General features: G+C 47.8%; 21 protein-coding genes. 19 read left to right on the forward strand and 2 right to left on the reverse strand.

The features are described 5' to 3' along the window. Positions 1-10: 10 nt before the first annotated feature. The 18 genes from rpsH to prfA all read left to right on the forward strand — a co-directional run bounded on the left by rpsH (position 11) and on the right by prfA (position 12,157). Positions 11-415, forward strand: coding sequence for a 30S ribosomal protein S8 (gene rpsH, locus QUA04_RS09105; protein ID WP_190657976.1), 405 nt, complete (start codon positions 11-13; stop codon positions 413-415). A gap of 122 nt (positions 416-537) precedes the next feature. Then, positions 538-1,086: a 50S ribosomal protein L6 gene (gene rplF, locus QUA04_RS09110; protein WP_333039622.1), complete on the forward strand. Its 549-nt coding sequence runs from the start codon at positions 538-540 to the stop codon at positions 1,084-1,086. A gap of 2 nt (positions 1,087-1,088) precedes the next feature. Continuing rightward, entirely contained in the window at positions 1,089-1,451 is a 363-nt protein-coding gene (rplR, locus tag QUA04_RS09115) for a 50S ribosomal protein L18 (RefSeq protein ID WP_333039624.1), read from the forward strand. A gap of 162 nt (positions 1,452-1,613) precedes the next feature. Further along, positions 1,614-2,159: a 30S ribosomal protein S5 gene (gene rpsE / locus QUA04_RS09120; RefSeq protein ID WP_242719711.1), complete on the forward strand. Its 546-nt coding sequence runs from the start codon at positions 1,614-1,616 to the stop codon at positions 2,157-2,159. A gap of 146 nt (positions 2,160-2,305) precedes the next feature. After that, positions 2,306-2,752 carry a 50S ribosomal protein L15 gene (gene rplO, locus QUA04_RS09125; RefSeq protein ID WP_242719713.1) on the forward strand — a complete coding sequence of 149 codons (447 nt, stop codon included), beginning with the start codon at positions 2,306-2,308 and terminating at the stop codon, positions 2,750-2,752. Positions 2,753-2,854: 102 nt separating this feature from the next. Then, on the forward strand, positions 2,855-4,159 hold the full coding sequence (secY, locus tag QUA04_RS09130; RefSeq protein WP_333255863.1) for a preprotein translocase subunit SecY: 1,305 nt from the start codon (positions 2,855-2,857) through the stop codon (positions 4,157-4,159). A 5-nt stretch (positions 4,160-4,164) separates the two neighbouring features. Then, positions 4,165-4,749: an adenylate kinase gene (locus QUA04_RS09135; protein ID WP_333255864.1), complete on the forward strand. Its 585-nt coding sequence runs from the start codon at positions 4,165-4,167 to the stop codon at positions 4,747-4,749. Positions 4,750-5,042: 293 nt separating this feature from the next. Then, complete coding sequence (gene infA, locus QUA04_RS09140) at positions 5,043-5,267, forward strand: translation initiation factor IF-1 (protein WP_006276978.1); 225 nt, start codon at positions 5,043-5,045, stop codon at positions 5,265-5,267. A gap of 374 nt (positions 5,268-5,641) precedes the next feature. Next, complete coding sequence (gene rpmJ, locus QUA04_RS09145) at positions 5,642-5,755, forward strand: 50S ribosomal protein L36 (RefSeq protein ID WP_015178722.1); 114 nt, start codon at positions 5,642-5,644, stop codon at positions 5,753-5,755. A gap of 83 nt (positions 5,756-5,838) precedes the next feature. After that, entirely contained in the window at positions 5,839-6,222 is a 384-nt protein-coding gene (gene rpsM / locus QUA04_RS09150) for a 30S ribosomal protein S13 (RefSeq protein WP_006634981.1), read from the forward strand. An 84-nt stretch (positions 6,223-6,306) separates the two neighbouring features. After that, on the forward strand, positions 6,307-6,705 hold the full coding sequence (gene rpsK, locus QUA04_RS09155) for a 30S ribosomal protein S11 (RefSeq protein ID WP_006634980.1): 399 nt from the start codon (positions 6,307-6,309) through the stop codon (positions 6,703-6,705). Between the two features lie 174 nt (positions 6,706-6,879). Beyond that, positions 6,880-7,824 (forward strand): DNA-directed RNA polymerase subunit alpha, encoded by a 945-nt coding sequence (locus QUA04_RS09160; RefSeq protein WP_332958426.1) that lies wholly within the window; start codon positions 6,880-6,882, stop codon positions 7,822-7,824. 125 nt (positions 7,825-7,949) lie between these two features. Continuing rightward, positions 7,950-8,300, forward strand: coding sequence for a 50S ribosomal protein L17 (gene rplQ / locus QUA04_RS09165; protein WP_332958369.1), 351 nt, complete (start codon positions 7,950-7,952; stop codon positions 8,298-8,300). Between the two features lie 29 nt (positions 8,301-8,329). Continuing rightward, positions 8,330-9,172, forward strand: a complete 843-nt coding sequence (gene truA, locus QUA04_RS09170) for a tRNA pseudouridine(38-40) synthase TruA (protein WP_333255865.1) — start codon at positions 8,330-8,332, stop codon at positions 9,170-9,172. A gap of 139 nt (positions 9,173-9,311) precedes the next feature. Further along, positions 9,312-9,767, forward strand: coding sequence for a 50S ribosomal protein L13 (gene rplM / locus QUA04_RS09175; RefSeq protein WP_015178725.1), 456 nt, complete (start codon positions 9,312-9,314; stop codon positions 9,765-9,767). Continuing rightward, entirely contained in the window at positions 9,767-10,180 is a 414-nt protein-coding gene (rpsI, locus tag QUA04_RS09180; protein ID WP_006634975.1) for a 30S ribosomal protein S9, read from the forward strand. The genes rplM and rpsI overlap by 1 nt, the downstream gene beginning before the upstream one ends. 212 nt (positions 10,181-10,392) lie before the next feature. Beyond that, positions 10,393-10,701 (forward strand): 50S ribosomal protein L31, encoded by a 309-nt coding sequence (gene rpmE / locus QUA04_RS09185; RefSeq protein ID WP_242719730.1) that lies wholly within the window; start codon positions 10,393-10,395, stop codon positions 10,699-10,701. 361 nt (positions 10,702-11,062) lie between these two features. Beyond that, on the forward strand, positions 11,063-12,157 hold the full coding sequence (prfA, locus tag QUA04_RS09190) for a peptide chain release factor 1 (RefSeq protein ID WP_333157142.1): 1,095 nt from the start codon (positions 11,063-11,065) through the stop codon (positions 12,155-12,157). A gap of 564 nt (positions 12,158-12,721) precedes the next feature. On the opposite strand, the gene QUA04_RS09195 is transcribed toward prfA, so the two are convergent. Together QUA04_RS09195 and QUA04_RS09200 are read right to left on the reverse strand one after the other, a co-directional pair. Further along, positions 12,722-13,915 carry an NF041680 family putative transposase gene (locus tag QUA04_RS09195; protein ID WP_333255867.1) on the reverse strand — a complete coding sequence of 398 codons (1,194 nt, stop codon included), beginning with the start codon at positions 13,913-13,915 and terminating at the stop codon, positions 12,722-12,724. Beyond that, positions 13,819-14,154: a hypothetical protein gene (locus tag QUA04_RS09200; protein ID WP_333255869.1), complete on the reverse strand. Its 336-nt coding sequence runs from the start codon at positions 14,152-14,154 to the stop codon at positions 13,819-13,821. Before QUA04_RS09200 ends, QUA04_RS09195 begins: the two co-directional genes overlap by 97 nt. 191 nt (positions 14,155-14,345) lie before the next feature. On the opposite strand from QUA04_RS09200, the gene QUA04_RS09205 reads away from it, so the two are divergent. Then, the gene (locus QUA04_RS09205) at positions 14,346-14,735 is read left to right on the forward strand and encodes a hypothetical protein (RefSeq protein ID WP_333255871.1); all 390 of its coding nucleotides are present in this window, start codon (positions 14,346-14,348) and stop codon (positions 14,733-14,735) included. Positions 14,736-15,151: the final 416 nt, after the last annotated feature.

Consider the following 15,151-nt stretch of genomic DNA (forward strand, 5'->3'; position numbering starts at 1 on the left):
GAAGCAAAAGATGGCAGCTAACGATACCATAGCAGATATGTTGACGCGCATTCGCAATTCTTGCATGGCGCGCCACCAAACAACGCAAATTCCAGCTACAAAAATGACCCGCAGCATCGCCCAAGTCCTCAAAAGTGAAGGCTTCATCGGCGAATTTGAAGAAGCAGAAGCAGAAGGGGTCAAGCGACATTTAGTGCTTTCTCTAAAGTACAAAGGTAAAACTCGCAAGCCCATTATCACGGCACTTAAGCGAGTCAGCAAACCAGGACTGCGCGTTTACTCGAACCGTAAAGAATTGCCCAGAGTATTAGGCGGAATTGGCATTGCCATTATTTCCACCTCCAGCGGCATTATGACCGATCGAGAAGCCCGACGCCAAGGTTTGGGCGGTGAAGTGCTTTGTTATGTTTGGTAGTCATTAGTCATTAGTCATTAGTCACTGGTCGTTGGCAATAGACTCAAAAATCAATCACTAAGGACTAATAACTAAACACTAATAATCAAGGACTAATAACTAAAAACAAAGGACAAAAAACTATGTCGCGAATTGGCAAGCGTCCGATTAGCATCCCCACGAAAGTCACCGTCACCCTAGACGGTCAAAAAGTAGCCGTCAAAGGCCCTAAAGGTGAACTTTCCCGAGTTATCCCAGCCGAAATCCTCATGGGAATTGAAGGCGAGACTTTACTCGTTACTCGCCGAGACGAATCTCGCGTCGCCAGACAACTGCACGGCTTGTGCCGCACCCTAGTCGCCAACATGGTCGAAGGTGTATCTCAAGGTTTTCAGCGGCGTCTCGAAATTATCGGCACAGGTTATCGGGCACAGGTTCAAGGACGGAACCTGATTTTAAACGTCGGTTACAGCAAACCCGTTGAAATGCCCCCTCCAGAAGGCATCACAATGGCAGTTGAAGGCAACACCAACGTCATAGTCTCCGGCATTGACAAAGAACTCGTAGGCAACACAGCAGCCCGCATCCGCGCGGTGCGTCCGCCAGAAGTCTATAAGGGCAAAGGCATTCGTTACAGCGGCGAAGTCGTCCGGCGCAAAGCTGGTAAAACAGGCAAAACAGGTAAGAAGTAACAATGAAGCTTACTCGCAAAGAATCAGTCCAGCGCAGACACCGCCGTGTTCGGCGCAAGGTGTTCGGCACCGCCGAACGTCCCAGACTAGCGGTATTTCGATCAGAGCAGCACATCTACGCTCAAGTAATAGACGACACCGCCCAGCACACTTTGGCCGCCGCGTCAACCCTCGATCCCGAATTGAAGTCAACTCTCAGTTCTGGCGGCAACTGCTCCGCGAGCGTGCAAGTCGGTCAGTTGATTGCCAAACGCTGCTCCAGCGCTGGCATAGTCAAAGTCGTATTCGATCGGGGGGGCAACCTCTATCACGGTCGTGTCAAAGCCCTCGCAGAAGCAGCTCGCGAAGCGGGGTTAGACTTCTAGAGGGGGTAATGGGTAGCGGGTAATGAGTAATTAAAAAGTAAAAAGTCAAAAGTTGAAAGTTAAAAGGCAAAATCCAGATTTCTTCTATTTTTACTTTTTACTCAAACAATTACCACTTGCCGATCGCCTTTCACCAATTACTAATTCCCACAGGACAAAACTATGGCAGAACAAAAAGAACAGCGCAACAAGAAAAAAAGCAGCAGTAACAAAACACGCGAAAAAGAATCCGAATGGCAAGAACGGGTCGTTCAAATCCGGCGCGTTACTAAAGTAGTCAAAGGTGGTAAAAAACTTAGCTTCCGCGCCATAGTAATTATCGGCAACGAACGCGGTCAAGTTGGAGTAGGAGTGGGCAAAGCTAGCGACGTAATCGGTGCCGTTAAAAAAGGCGTCGCTGACGGCAAAAAGCACCTAATTGAAGTCCCACTCACCAAATCTAACTCCATCCCTCACCCCATCAACGGTGACGGTGGCGGAGCTAAAGTGATGATGCGGCCGGCAGCTCCGGGAACCGGGGTAATTGCAGGGGGAGCAGTGCGAACTGTTCTCGAACTAGCAGGAGTCCGCAACATTTTAGCCAAACAGCTAGGTTCTGGAAATCCCTTAAACAACGCCCGAGCCGCAGTCAATGCCCTCTCCACCCTCCGCACCTTGTCCGAAGTTGCTCAAGAGCGCGGAATTCCAGTAGAAAATCTCTACGGTTAGGACACGCGAGAATGGGAAACTGTAAGTTTTGAGTGTTAAGTGCTTGCGGTGAAAATAAAAAAATCCGCAACTTAAAACTCAGGCACTCAAAACTACTGCGTACCCGCTCTCTAAATACCAATTACCAATTACCAATTACTAAAACTATGAGATTGCAAGACGCCCGACCCAAAGCAGGCTCCCAAAAGCGCCCCCGACGCTTGGGCAGAGGTATTTCTGCCGGTCAAGGCGCGAGCTCCGGCAAAGGGATGCGCGGTCAAAAATCTAGAGCCGGTAGCGGCACTAGACCGGGTTTTGAAGGAGGTCAAAATCCTCTCTACCGCCGTCTCCCCAAGTTGAAAAGCTTCCCTCTAGTGAACCGGAAAGAGTACACTACCATTAATGTAAGTAAATTAGCATCGCTGCCAGCAAACACCGAAGTTACTCTCACCTCTTTGATTGAAGCAAAAATTGTCACCACAGACGACGGGCCGCTGAAAATCTTAGGAGATGGTGAACTGAATGTACCTTTGCAAGTGCGCGCCTCGGCTTTTACCGCAGGTGCTCGTACCAAAATTGAAGCTGCAGGCGGAAGTTGCGAATTAGTTGCGTGAAGATTTGAGGTTTGAGAGTCTGTCCAAATCTCAAATCCTCAAGCTTGCTATCAGAAAATGATTTAGTCGAAAATCCCAAATCTAAAATCCAAAATCGTAACTATGGACGTTAGTAGAGAGAAAGCGCCAACTGCACAAGAGACGTTCATGCAGATGGCTCAAGCTGCTGGTTTACGAGGCCGCATCCTCGTAACCGTTGGCTTACTGATTTTAGTACGCCTGGGTGTCCACTTGCCAGTCCCCGGCATCGATCGAGTCGCCTTTGCCCAAAACGTCCAAAATAGCCCTTTAATTGGCTTTCTGGATTTGTTTTCAGGAGGTGGCTTGTCAGCTTTGGGGATTTTCGCGTTGGGGATTTTGCCCTACATTAATGCTTCAATTATTGTGCAACTTCTAACTGCGGCTCTGCCAAGCTTAGAAGACTTGCAGAAAAATGAAGGAGAAGCAGGGCGACGCAAGATTTCTCAAATAACTCGCTACGTTTCTTTGGGCTGGGCAATTCTGCAAAGTGTTGGCATTGCGATTTGGGTCAGCCCTTTTGCTCAATCTCCAGCGCCTTTATTCATAGCACAAACTGCTTTGGCTCTGACAGCCGGCTCAATGTTTGTGATGTGGATATCGGAAGTGGTGACGGAACGAGGTATCGGGAACGGAGCGTCGCTGCTGATTTTTATCAATATTGTGTCGGTATTGCCGCGCTCTTTGGGACAAACTTTTGAATTGGCTCAAAGTGGGGACACGCAAGTTGTCGGCCGCGTAGTCGTTCTTCTGCTGGTCTTTTTGGTAACGATTGTCGGGATTGTTTTTGTTCAGGAAGGTACTCGCCGCATTCCGATTATTTCGGCCCGTCGCCAAGTCGGCCGCAAAGTTTATCGGGAGAGCCGGAGTTATCTGCCCCTGCGCTTGAATCAAGGTGGAGTGATGCCGATTATTTTTGCATCTTCGGTGTTGATTGTGCCTTCTTTCCTCGCTCAGTCTCTCAATAACCCGTTTTTGGTTCAAGTTGCTAATGTTTTGAGTCCGAACGGACCGGCGCCTTGGGCTTACGCGCTGTTTTATCTGACTTTGATTCTGTTTTTCAGCTATTTCTACGCTTCGTTGATTGTCAACCCCGTAGATATGTCTCAGAACTTGAAGAAAATGGGCGCCAGCATTCCTGGAATTCGTCCGGGTCAGAAAACCAGTGATTATGTGGAGAAGGTTTTGAACCGTTTGACTTTCTTGGGAGCGATTTTTCTCGGTCTGGTGGCCATTGTACCAACTGCTGTAGAAAGCGCGATCGGTGTGCAAACTTTTAGAGGTTTTGGCGCAACTTCCCTACTGATTCTAGTAGGTGTGGCGATCGAAACTGCTAAGCAAATTCAAACTTACGTCATCTCCCAGCGATATGAAGGAATGGTGAAGTAATCGCAATGAAATTGATTTTTATGGGGCCTCCAGGGGCGGGAAAAGGAACTCAGGCTCAGATCTTAGCCTCTCACTGGAAAATACCCCACATTTCTACGGGCGATATCCTGCGCGCCTGCGTGGTTGCCAAAACTGCCTTGGGTCTAAAGGCGAAAGCCTACATGGATGCTGGTGAGTTGGTTCCCGACGAGTTATTGATGGATATCGTGCAAGAACGCATGAATCAACCAGATGCTAGTGCTGGTTGGATTCTGGACGGCTTTCCCCGCACTGTTGCACAGGCAGCGTTTTTTGACAAACTGCTTTGTGATGTTAGCGGTGCTGGGGGAAGTACGTCTGGTAAGGACTGCGCTCTCAGAGCTGTCAATTTGGAGGTGCCTGACAACATTTTGGTGGCTCGCCTGCTGTCGCGGGGCCGCCTCGATGACAATGAGGAGACGATCCGCCGCAGGTTGCAAGTTTATCGCGAGCAAACTGAGCCTTTGATTGAGTTTTACAGCGCCCGCCAACAGTTAGTTGCGGTTGATGGCGATCGCGACATGGAATTAATCACCGCAGAACTGCAACAATCTCTCTCGATCGACTCTTGAACCCTCTCAATACGGCTTGTTACTCACAAGCTTTTGCTAAGATATGTTAACTAGGAGCTTTTTGTGCTATCAGGTTTTGTGAGGGTTGCTAGAGACCGGATTGAACTCGATACTAATTGCCACAACTTTACTCAAGTAAAGCTAAAACAATTGGTTGGTTGAGTCAAGAAGTCGAGCGAGTTGCCCTAATTATTGCCCCCCGTTGCCGTTTGACTCCTACCAGTAAATAGGTTTTGAGACCAACGCCGGGACACTCCTAGTTAATCAAATGTAGAGTTGAGGTAAATACCAAATTGTCTAAGCAAGATTTAATTGAAATGGAAGGGACAGTGACGGAATCCCTGCCCAATGCGATGTTTCGCGTTGATCTAGATAATGGGTTTAACGTGCTAGCTCACATTTCCGGCAAGATCCGTCGCAACTACATCAAAATTCTGCCTGGCGATCGCGTCAAAGTCGAATTGACTCCCTACGACTTGACCAAAGGCAGGATTACTTATCGCCTTCGGAAAAAATAGGCTTAGATAAAACTTTCTAAAAACTAATTCTAAGTTTAATTTAGAGAGAATTTGGTAAAAAGCTTCAAATTTATGCTATAATGCTACGTTTGTAGTGTTGCCGAGAAGGGCGTCAACAACCCACCGGTGTACCGGGTTAAGTCATTGCTACGCCGTAAAAGTATCGCTCGCCAACATTTTTGTTTTGTGCCAGCGAACTTTACCCCAGCAATGGGAGTGGGTGCAAGCGGGCTCCTTCATGAAACAACCCGCACTTTATACAATTTAATCGAGGAGAGGTCTACACCTTGCCCAGCCTCTCCTCCCACCGCTCTACGGGCAGTCCCAGCGTGCCTGTTCTCCGCTAGAGCGGGGTTCTCCAGGCAGGAAGAAAGATGAAAGTTCGAGCATCTGTCAAAAAAATTTGTGAGAAATGTCGCGTCATCCGCCGTCGCGGTCGAGTGATGGTGATATGCACTAACCCGAAACACAAACAGCGCCAAGGTTAGAAAAAACGAAGATTGGGCACTGCACGCAGGTGCATCCTAATTGAACATTGTAGCCAAACAGGAAAATTAGGGAGACAAAAAGTGTGGCACGGATTGCCGGGGTAGACCTTCCACGCGATAAGCGCGTCGAAATAGGTCTGACATACATTTACGGAATAGGCTTGTCGCGGGCCCAAAAAATTATCGCTGCAACAGGCGTAAATCCTGACACTCGCGTCAAGGATTTAACAGAGGCCGACGTGACAGCTCTGCGGGCTCATGTAGAAACCACATACCAAATCGAAGGAGACCTCCGGCGCTGGGAGTCAATGAACATCAAGCGCCTGATGGACATCGGAACTTATCGCGGTCGGCGTCACCGTTTGGGTCTGCCGGTGCGGGGACAACGAACCCGTACCAACGCCAGAACCCGTCGTGGCGTCCGCCGAACAGTTGCGGGCAAGAAAAAGGCACCTTCCAAGAAGTAACATCTTTTTTGGAAAAATACGCTGGGGGCTGCTGGCTCCTAGCGCTTCGGGACATTAGTTGAGAGAAACGTTAAAGAGACTAATATGGCGCGACAACAAACAGGCAAGAAATCTGGTGCAAAAAAGCAGAAACGGAATGTACCCAATGGGGTAGGCTACATCCAGTCTACCTTTAACAACACGATTGTAACTATTACCGACCTCAACGGCGAAGTGATATCCTGGGCATCGGCAGGTTCCAGCGGTTTTAAAGGAGCTAAGAAGGGAACTCCCTTTGCAGCTCAAACAGCAGCAGAAAGTGCTGCCCGCAGAGCCAACGACCAAGGAATGCGCCAAATAGAAGTAATGGTGAGCGGGCCTGGAGCAGGTAGAGAAACTGCTATCCGGGCGCTGCAAGGGGCGGGACTGGAAATCACCCTGATTAGAGATGTTACCCCAATTCCTCACAACGGCTGTCGCCCTCCCAAGCGGCGTAGAGTCTAAAACGATTTGAGATTTTAGATTTTAGATTTTGGATAATGGCTAACTGCTTAAAGTCAAAAACTAATGGTTCTAACTGTTGCCCCGTCCATCCAAAATCCGAAATCCGTTCAGGGGTATGCTCTGCAATCTAAAATCCAAAATCAAAAATCCACAGTGGAAAAGGGAGGTCACTCCGTGGCGCAGTTTCAAATTGAATGTATAGAGTCTAACACTGACAAAGACCGGAGTCAGTACGGAAAATTCGTCCTGGAACCGCTCGATCGCGGTCAGGGAACAACTGTTGGGAATGCGCTTCGGCGAGTTCTGCTGTCAAATTTGGAAGGAACGGCAGTAACTTCAGTCCGAATCGCGGGCGTCAATCACGAGTTTGCCACGATCGAAGGGGTACGTGAGGATGTTCTAGAAATTCTCCTTAACATGAAAGAGGTGGTCCTCAAAACTCATTCTCAGCAGCCGCAAATCGGCAGGTTGCGGATTGAGGGGCCTGTCACAGTTACGGCCGATCGATTCGATTTGCCCTCAGAGGTGGAATTGATCGATCGCTCCCAATACATTGCAACTCTCTCGCCCGGGTCAGTTCTGGAAATGGAATTCAGAATTGAAAAAGGCATCGGATACCGAGCAGTAGACCGCAGTCGCGATGATGGGTCGGCTTTGGATTTTCTCCAAATTGACGCCATCTTTATGCCGATTCGCAGAGTCAACTACAGCGTTGAAGATGCTAGGGTAGGCGGCACGGTCGAGAAAGACCGGCTGATTATGGAAATCTGGACTGATGGCAGCGTGACTCCTCAAGAAGCTTTGAGTCAATCTGCCCACATCCTGGTAGATTTATTTGCACCTCTCAAAGACATCACCCAAGATTCTCTCAAACCAGAGTATCCCGGTGAAGCCGATCCTACCAGCCAAATTCCGATCGAAGAATTGCAGTTGTCCGTCCGGGCTTACAACTGTCTCAAGCGGGCTCAGATCAACTCAGTCGCAGACTTATTGGATTATACCCAAGAAGACTTGCTCGAGATCAAGAATTTCGGGCAGAAGTCCGCAGAAGAAGTGATTGAAGCTTTACAAAAACGCTTGGGCATTACCTTGCCACAGGAAAAATCAGCTAAAAGTTAATCAACGGGTAACGGGTTTAAAAGTTCTGAATTTTAAGTCGGTGAGTTTTTAAGTTAAAGAATTCACCGCTCAAAACTCGCGCACTATCCCGGCGCCCAATTACCAATTACCAATTACCAACTGCCATGCGTCACCGCTGTCGCGTTCCCCAACTCAGCAAACCGGCTGACCAGCGCCGCGCCCTACTGCGCTCGCTGACCACCGAATTAATCCGCCACGGTAAAATCACTACCACTCTCGCCCGCGCCAAAGCGCTGCGCTCAGAGGCGGACAGGATGATTACCCTGGCCAAAGATGGCTCCTTGGCAGCTCGCCGCCAAGCTATGGGCTATATCTACGATAAACAGTTAGTACACGCCTTGTTTGAGGGGGCACAAGAACGGTACGGCTCGCGCAACGGGGGCTACACCCGCGTAGTACGAACTGTCCCCCGTCAAGGAGACAATTCCTCCATGGCGATCGTTGAACTGGTTTAATTCCATTTTGGGTTGGAGATTTGTGATTTATGACTGACAATCCACAATCCCCAATCGAAAATCCCCAATCGATACAGCGCGTTGCTCTGGTGATCCAATACCTCGGCACTAACTTTCACGGTTGGCAGCGACAGCCGAACCAGCGTACAGTACAAGAAGAAATTGAAACAGCAATATCGACTGTTCTGGAACGCCCGGTAACGCTGCACGCTGCTGGGAGAACGGATGCGGGAGTTCACGCTGCTGCTCAAGTAGCGCATTTTGATGCCCACGGCCCACTTCCGGCTCACCGTTGGGCAAGCGTTCTCAACTCTCGACTGGCAAAAGATATTTTAATTCGAGCTTCGGCAAAGGTGGAACCTACCTGGCATGCTCGGTTCTCAGCCAGTTGGCGGCGCTATCGCTACACCCTTTATACAGATCCGACCCCTAATTTGTTTGTACGTCCTTTTGCTTGGCACTGCTATCACGCTCCTGTGGATGAATCTTTGATTCAGACAGCTTTGACACCGCTCATCGGGCGGCATCATCTGGCTGCTTTCCACCGCGCGGGATCGGCCCGCCCCCATTCCTGGGTGGACGTACAAGCGGCAGAGTGTCACCGTTCTGGGCCTCTTATCTATATTGAGGTTCAGGCGAGCGGGTTTCTGTACGGGATGATGCGGCTGCTGGTGGGGTTGCTGGTGCAGGTGGGTCGCGGGGAAAGGCCGATCGACAATTTCACAGATATCTGGGTCAACGAACGCCGAGAAATGGTAAAATATGCCGCTCCCGCTCAAGGTTTGTGCCTGCTGCGGGTTGGCTATTCAGAATTTCCCTTTCCCCCAGATGTCTGGTACGACACTCAGCCAAAATTAGTCATTAGTCATTAGTCATTAGTCATTAGTCATTAGTCATTAGGTAACTACTAATAAAAAACTAAGGACAACTAACAATTAAAAACTGACAACTGACAACTGACAACTGACAACTAACAACAGTTAACAGTTAATAGACAACTAACAACAAACAATGAACAAAACTTACGTCCCTACTCAAGACTCCCTAGAGCACAAGTGGTACGTGGTCGATGCCGCCGACCAGCGGCTGGGCCGTCTGGCAACTGAAGTTGCCATGTACCTACGGGGGAAACACAAACCGACTTACACTCCTTCTATGGATACCGGTGACTTCGTAATTGTCATCAATGCTGACAAAATCGCTGTTACTGGCAAAAAACGCACCCAGAAAATCTACCGCCGCCATTCTGGAAGACCGGGCGGCATGAAAACAGAAACTTTTGCCAAATTGCAAGCACGTTTGCCCGAAAGAATCGTCGAAGAAGCTATACGAGGAATGCTGCCTCACACTTCTCTGGGCAGACAACTGTTTACTAAACTAAAGGTGTACGCTGGCCCCAACCACCCGCACCAAGCTCAAAAACCAGAAGAATTAATTGTTCACACGATTCCGGGAGGAAATGAGTAATGCAAGCAACAGATACATCCGGTCGCGCTGTGTACTGGGGTACCGGCCGCCGCAAGCGTTCCGTAGCGCGGGTGCGCTTGGTTCCCGGCACTGGCATACTGACTGTCAATGGTAAAGAGGGGGATTTGTACCTGCAATTCAATCCTACTTATTTGGCTCTCGCTAAGGCCCCTCTGGAAACTTTGGGTCTGGAAAATGAGTACGACATTTTGGTAAAAGTCGAAGGCGGTGGCTTGACAGGTCAGGCTGACTCGATTCGCTTGGGTGTCGCTAGAGCACTTTGTCAATTAGACCCGGACAACCGCAAGCCTCTGAAGACTGAGGGCTATTTGACTCGCGACCCGCGGGCAAAAGAACGGAAAAAGTACGGTTTGCGGAAAGCTCGCAAAGCTCCTCAATACTCGAAGCGGTAATCGAGGGAAGAAGGAAGAAGGAAGAAAGAAGAAGGACGAAGGAAAAGGCAAAAATTATCTATCCAGATTTTATCTGCCTTTTTTTGAAGTTTATTTCCGATTCCCGATTCCTGGTTCCAACAGATATAAGGCAAAATTCGTGCTGTTGTTGGTGTACAAGTCCTGCGGCAGCTAAAATGGTTGTAAAGTCAAAAATTAGAGAGTAAAAAACAATGGCAAAAGATGGCATTCACCCTGAGTGGTATCCCGAATCTCAGGTTTATTGCAACGGGGAACTTGTGATGACTGTGGGTTCAACTAGACCAAAGCTTCAAGTTGATGTCTGGTCGGGAAATCATCCTTTTTATACTGGCACTCAGAAGATTATTGATACTGAAGGTCGTGTGGAGCGCTTTATGCGGAAATACGGCATGACCGAGGTAGAAATGCCGAAGGCAGATGCTTCCTCTGGACCGCTGAAAATGGAAGATCCGAAAGCAGATGCTTCTAAGGCTGCTGGTAAAGGCAAAAAGAAGAAGTAGCCGGATTGTCATTTGTCCGCAGTTTGTTGAAAGTAGTTCTTTCTACTGACAACTTACCGCCCTCGGATTTTAGATTTTAGATTGAAGACTTCGCTATGCAGGCAGTAGAGTTCGATCGAGTATAGTTTGATCGACATTCTATCCTAACTGCTCTTGAGTTCTAAAATCTAAAATCTAAAATTTAAAATCTAAAATCGATCCGCCCTCGGATTGGAGAGTTTAGATTGAAGACTTCGCTATGCAGGCAGTTGAGTTCTATCGAGTAGAGTTCGATCGAGATTCTATCCCGACTGTTCTTCAAATCTAAAATCTAAAATCTAAAATCTAAAATCTAAAATCGATTGACAAAGGACAACTGACAATGGCTGAATCTTATTTGCTGGATAAATTGAAGTCGGTAGAGCAAACTTTTAATGAGTTGACTCGCCGCATGGCTGACCCGGATGTGGCTAGGGACAATCAAGAGTTTCAACGGGTAGCGAAAGCTCGATCGTCCTTGGAGGAAGTGGTCGATACTTTTGCTCTGTGGAAAACCACTCAGGAAGATTTGGTGGGCGCGCGACAGGTTCTCAAGGAAGCTGCAGGCGATCGAGATATGCAAGAAATGGCTGCGCTGGAAGTTCAGGAACTTGAGGCGAAGCTGGAGAGTTTGGAAAGTCGTTTGAAGGTTTTGCTGCTCCCCCGCGATCCGAACGATGACAAGAATATTATGCTGGAAATTCGGGCGGGTACTGGCGGAGATGAGGCCAGTATTTGGGCTGGAGATTTGCTGCGGCTGTATTCGCGCTACGCTCAAACTCAAGGCTGGCAGGTGAAGTTGGTGAGCGAGTCGCTGGCGGAAATGGGCGGCTTTAAAGAGGTGATTCTGGAAATTACAGGCGACAGCGTTTACAGCAAGCTGAAGTTTGAGGCTGGAGTACACCGGGTGCAGCGAGTGCCTGTGACTGAGGCTGGCGGCCGGGTGCATACTTCGACGGCGACGGTGGCTGTGATGCCGGAGGTTGATGATGTGGAGATTCACATCGATCCGAAGGATATTGAGATGAGTACGGCTCGATCGGGCGGCGCTGGTGGCCAAAACGTGAACAAGGTGGAAACTGCTGCGGATTTGTTTCACAAGCCGACGGGAATTCGGATTTTCTGTACTGAGGAGCGCAGTCAGTTGCAGAATAAGGAGCGGGCGATGCAGATTTTGCGGGCTAAGCTCTATGAGATGAAGTTGCGGGAGCAGCAGGATGAGGTGAAGTCGCGGCGTTTGGCTCAGGTTGGTACTGGTTCGCGATCGGAGAAGATTCGCACTTACAACTATAAGGACAATCGGGCTACTGACCACCGTTTGGGGGAAAATTTCTCGCTCAATAGTGTTTTGGAAGGTGATATTGAGGGGATTATTCAAACTTGCATTTCTCAGGATCAGCAGGAACGTTTGGCTGAGTTGGCTGCTTCTACTAATTGATGGAGTGATGGGGGACTAGGCGCATTGTTTGCTCAGCCTCAGTTCCCTTGTTACGCGGGAGATCTGGTTGAGTAGGGCTTCCCAAATTGCATCGGCGATCGCCACTGGATATTTGAAATGTTCGAGACCCTATTGTACTATGATTTATCGGCGATCGGATTGAACAGTCTTTCGATCGTTATGGGGTAGTAATATTACATTGGTCGTGTTCGCTGCTTTTATGAAAAGGCTGGGGGGGTGACAAAGAGGTCTACGAGATTGACTGTATAAGGGTTGCAGCCCGCATACCTTGTTGATAAAAGCGGCGTTTAGAAGGAGTTAACTTCATTAACTGTTCCACCTCCAAAGAATATTGTTCTAGATAATTAACCCACTTTTCTCCATCCTTACCAACACCAAATGTACTCCGTCTGCGATATTTTTTCTTTGGTTCTGTGCGACGAGATAAATATTCTTGTACCTGCTTTTTCTTCAGTTCATTACCTTTGGAGTTTAGACTAAGCAAAAATTGACTCAGGGTTAGCTGAGTAGAAATTGTGGTGAATTTAGAGAGATATTCCCAGGTTAACTAATGGATTTTGGTGATTTTTGGAACCGACCTTTACCCTTTTTGACCACAGGATAGCGACATCTTTTAGTGCGAGCTTTTCCTGGTTGCCATCCATCTGAATTTCCTCGGCGTTTGGGAGCAACAGTGGGAGTCCCAATCCCGATCAAAAATGGAAGCATTGATTGTGCAACCCTTCCAGGGGTCAATTCAGAGAGAGACTTTGGCCAGGGTAGACGAGTTTCTTTCACTAAATCTTTAGTTAACCATAGTTGCCAGGTCACTAATGGCATCAAATCGCTCCATCGTTGACATTGTTCGGGAGTGCTCAGCTTCGGCACAGTCCAATGCAAGGTTTGTTTGGCTAAGCGATACCAGTGTTCGAGGGCAAAACGACGTAGATATAGTTGCCAAATTTCTGCCAGAGATGGCATTTGGATGCCGACCCAAACTAACCACAAAGGTTGAGTTTTTAATTGACCCGTTACAGCTTCTAAGCGTTCTACTAAAATCAGAGTCATCGGATGTTTGGGACTGCCTCGAAAATGCAAGTTATCCCATTTTCTCAATCTGATTCGTCCCAGTTTCGGTTCAAGAGATTCCCGTGTTTGTTCTGGTTCCCACCAGGTTTGAGCGTCGTTAAGCTTAAACTGCTTTCCATGAGTTCTGGGTCTTCCTCTACCACTATAAGATAGAGGTGCTGACCACAAGCAACGATTAGAACGAATACGCATTAGTTTATCAGCGGCAATCGCAGCGGTTGCTTTTATCAAAGGAGCACACCCATACTCGCTATCAAATAGGGCGATAGGTCTATTCTGAAGATATTCACACACTTGTGCCAATTGTTCAGCGCCTTTAGCGCTCGGATTTTCCCAACTGGTAATACGTTCGTGTCTTAAGGGTAATGCCCAACTGCCGATGGTCGAAGGTATCCACGCGATCGTACTATACCCCTGACCGATACCAACAGGTATGCCGTAAGGCAAGGCTGTCGGTTGATGTTCATAAGTACGCTCTTTGAGAGTAGGTGCATGAGGCCTCAACCATGCCGTATGATCGATCGCTAATACTGGACGTTCTACTTGTGACATCTGTTGGATGTACAGTTGCATCAATTTTTCTTGAGCGGGTCTACAATCTTGTAGTGCTTCATAGGCGCTCGACCACTCACGCCGAAACAAGGATTGAGAGCCAAATCTCCTAAACATGAGACGTGGCGCGTCGTCATTACCGCGTCTGCTAGTTCAAAGGTGGCATCTTTTGCCTTGCCAAGGCATTCATAAGCTTGTTGACGAAATTCGTATAATTGTTCAAACTTCATTGCAGGTAGATTTGAGATTTTTTGCTGAATTCTCAATTTTCTAACCTTACGCTGTCTGTTGAAACTATCGCAGACAGTTTTTTTCTCTTGTTGCAAGTCTCTGAAAACGTCAACGGTCGCTGGCATCTATCTTAGGGTTGAGTCTGATAGCTTATCGCCAGCGACCATGGCCGTTTTTGAGAACTGTTCGCTAGTCTCACAGCGAGCTGGGGGGGTGACAACCCGCCCCAAACCCAGAGAGCGTAAAGATTTAACCCACTTGTGGTAAAAAAAGATAGGCAGCCGAATTCTTACAAGCTAGCCTATCTCAAAAATTAATGTTACCAACATTCTATCAGACCCACTTACAAAAACAACTGACATCAGCTCAGTTTATTTTACTCACAATCTTGCTCTCCTTGATACAATCAGAGAAACAAGTGAGATTAAAGAGGCTGGCACGAGTATTTCCCTACCCAATTACTACCGAAAGTCGCCGTCGCAAATTGCAAAGATTTTTGGACTTACCTCAATTAACGCTCCCATTAATTTGGTTCCCTTTGCTCGCTTACTGGTTAACAACTTATTGCTCTGTGGGACAAACCCTATCAGTGGCGATCGATCGGACTCAATGGGGCTGTATCAATCTGTTTACGATCGCCCTAATCTGGCAGAAAAGAGCCATCCCCTTAAAAAGAGTGTTTGTTACCCAAATTAGGAAGCAGTAACTTACAAGAACAAACCCTCGCTCTCGAACAAGTTTTACCCTTGTTTAAGGAATATAAGCTTATCGTTTTGGGCGACCGTGAATTTTGTTCAGTAGACGCAAGGATTCTGGCTCAAAGCAAGGGGTGTATCTTTTTGTTTAAGGCTGAAAAAGAATCATTGCATTGAAACAGAAAACTGGTAGTCCTGCATAGCAAGGAAAATCCAGGGTTTTAATTGATAGATAAACTCGCGTTATACTCATGAATAAAATACCAAATAGCCCCAATATGATTGGAGAGTTTTTTGGAGAATGGGCTCTTCTGGAGTCAAGGTGATAAGCAAAACTAATTAGGGTTTGCTGGCTCTCCTGAAGTTGCGGTGATATTTTTATCTAATTAGAAAAGCAAGCTAATACGCGTTCTCGAAAATTATCAAA

Source organism: Microcoleus sp. S13_C5 (genome assembly GCF_036700845.1).
Taxonomy (GTDB): domain Bacteria; phylum Cyanobacteriota; class Cyanobacteriia; order Cyanobacteriales; family Microcoleaceae; genus Microcoleus.

Excerpts from the sequence above, each read along its gene's own strand:
- rpsE (WP_242719711.1), top strand. The coding sequence starts at position 1,614 with ATGGCAGAACAAAAAGAACAGCGCAACAAGAAAAAAAGCAGCAGTAAC.
- QUA04_RS09195 (WP_333255867.1), bottom strand. The coding sequence starts at position 13,915 with ATGTTTAGGAGATTTGGCTCTCAATCCTTGTTTCGGCGTGAGTGGTCG.
- rplF (WP_333039622.1), top strand. The coding sequence starts at position 538 with ATGTCGCGAATTGGCAAGCGTCCGATTAGCATCCCCACGAAAGTCACC.
- QUA04_RS09135 (WP_333255864.1), top strand. The coding sequence starts at position 4,165 with ATGAAATTGATTTTTATGGGGCCTCCAGGGGCGGGAAAAGGAACTCAG.
- rpmE (WP_242719730.1), top strand. The coding sequence starts at position 10,393 with ATGGCAAAAGATGGCATTCACCCTGAGTGGTATCCCGAATCTCAGGTT.
- rplM (WP_015178725.1), top strand. The coding sequence starts at position 9,312 with ATGAACAAAACTTACGTCCCTACTCAAGACTCCCTAGAGCACAAGTGG.
- rpmJ (WP_015178722.1), top strand. The coding sequence starts at position 5,642 with ATGAAAGTTCGAGCATCTGTCAAAAAAATTTGTGAGAAATGTCGCGTC.
- truA (WP_333255865.1), top strand. The coding sequence starts at position 8,330 with ATGACTGACAATCCACAATCCCCAATCGAAAATCCCCAATCGATACAG.
- QUA04_RS09205 (WP_333255871.1), top strand. The coding sequence starts at position 14,346 with ATGTTACCAACATTCTATCAGACCCACTTACAAAAACAACTGACATCA.
- rpsK (WP_006634980.1), top strand. The coding sequence starts at position 6,307 with ATGGCGCGACAACAAACAGGCAAGAAATCTGGTGCAAAAAAGCAGAAA.
- secY (WP_333255863.1), top strand. The coding sequence starts at position 2,855 with ATGGACGTTAGTAGAGAGAAAGCGCCAACTGCACAAGAGACGTTCATG.
- QUA04_RS09200 (WP_333255869.1), bottom strand. The coding sequence starts at position 14,154 with ATGCCAGCGACCGTTGACGTTTTCAGAGACTTGCAACAAGAGAAAAAA.
- rpsI (WP_006634975.1), top strand. The coding sequence starts at position 9,767 with ATGCAAGCAACAGATACATCCGGTCGCGCTGTGTACTGGGGTACCGGC.
- rplQ (WP_332958369.1), top strand. The coding sequence starts at position 7,950 with ATGCGTCACCGCTGTCGCGTTCCCCAACTCAGCAAACCGGCTGACCAG.
- prfA (WP_333157142.1), top strand. The coding sequence starts at position 11,063 with ATGGCTGAATCTTATTTGCTGGATAAATTGAAGTCGGTAGAGCAAACT.
- rplO (WP_242719713.1), top strand. The coding sequence starts at position 2,306 with ATGAGATTGCAAGACGCCCGACCCAAAGCAGGCTCCCAAAAGCGCCCC.
- rplR (WP_333039624.1), top strand. The coding sequence starts at position 1,089 with ATGAAGCTTACTCGCAAAGAATCAGTCCAGCGCAGACACCGCCGTGTT.
- rpsH (WP_190657976.1), top strand. The coding sequence starts at position 11 with ATGGCAGCTAACGATACCATAGCAGATATGTTGACGCGCATTCGCAAT.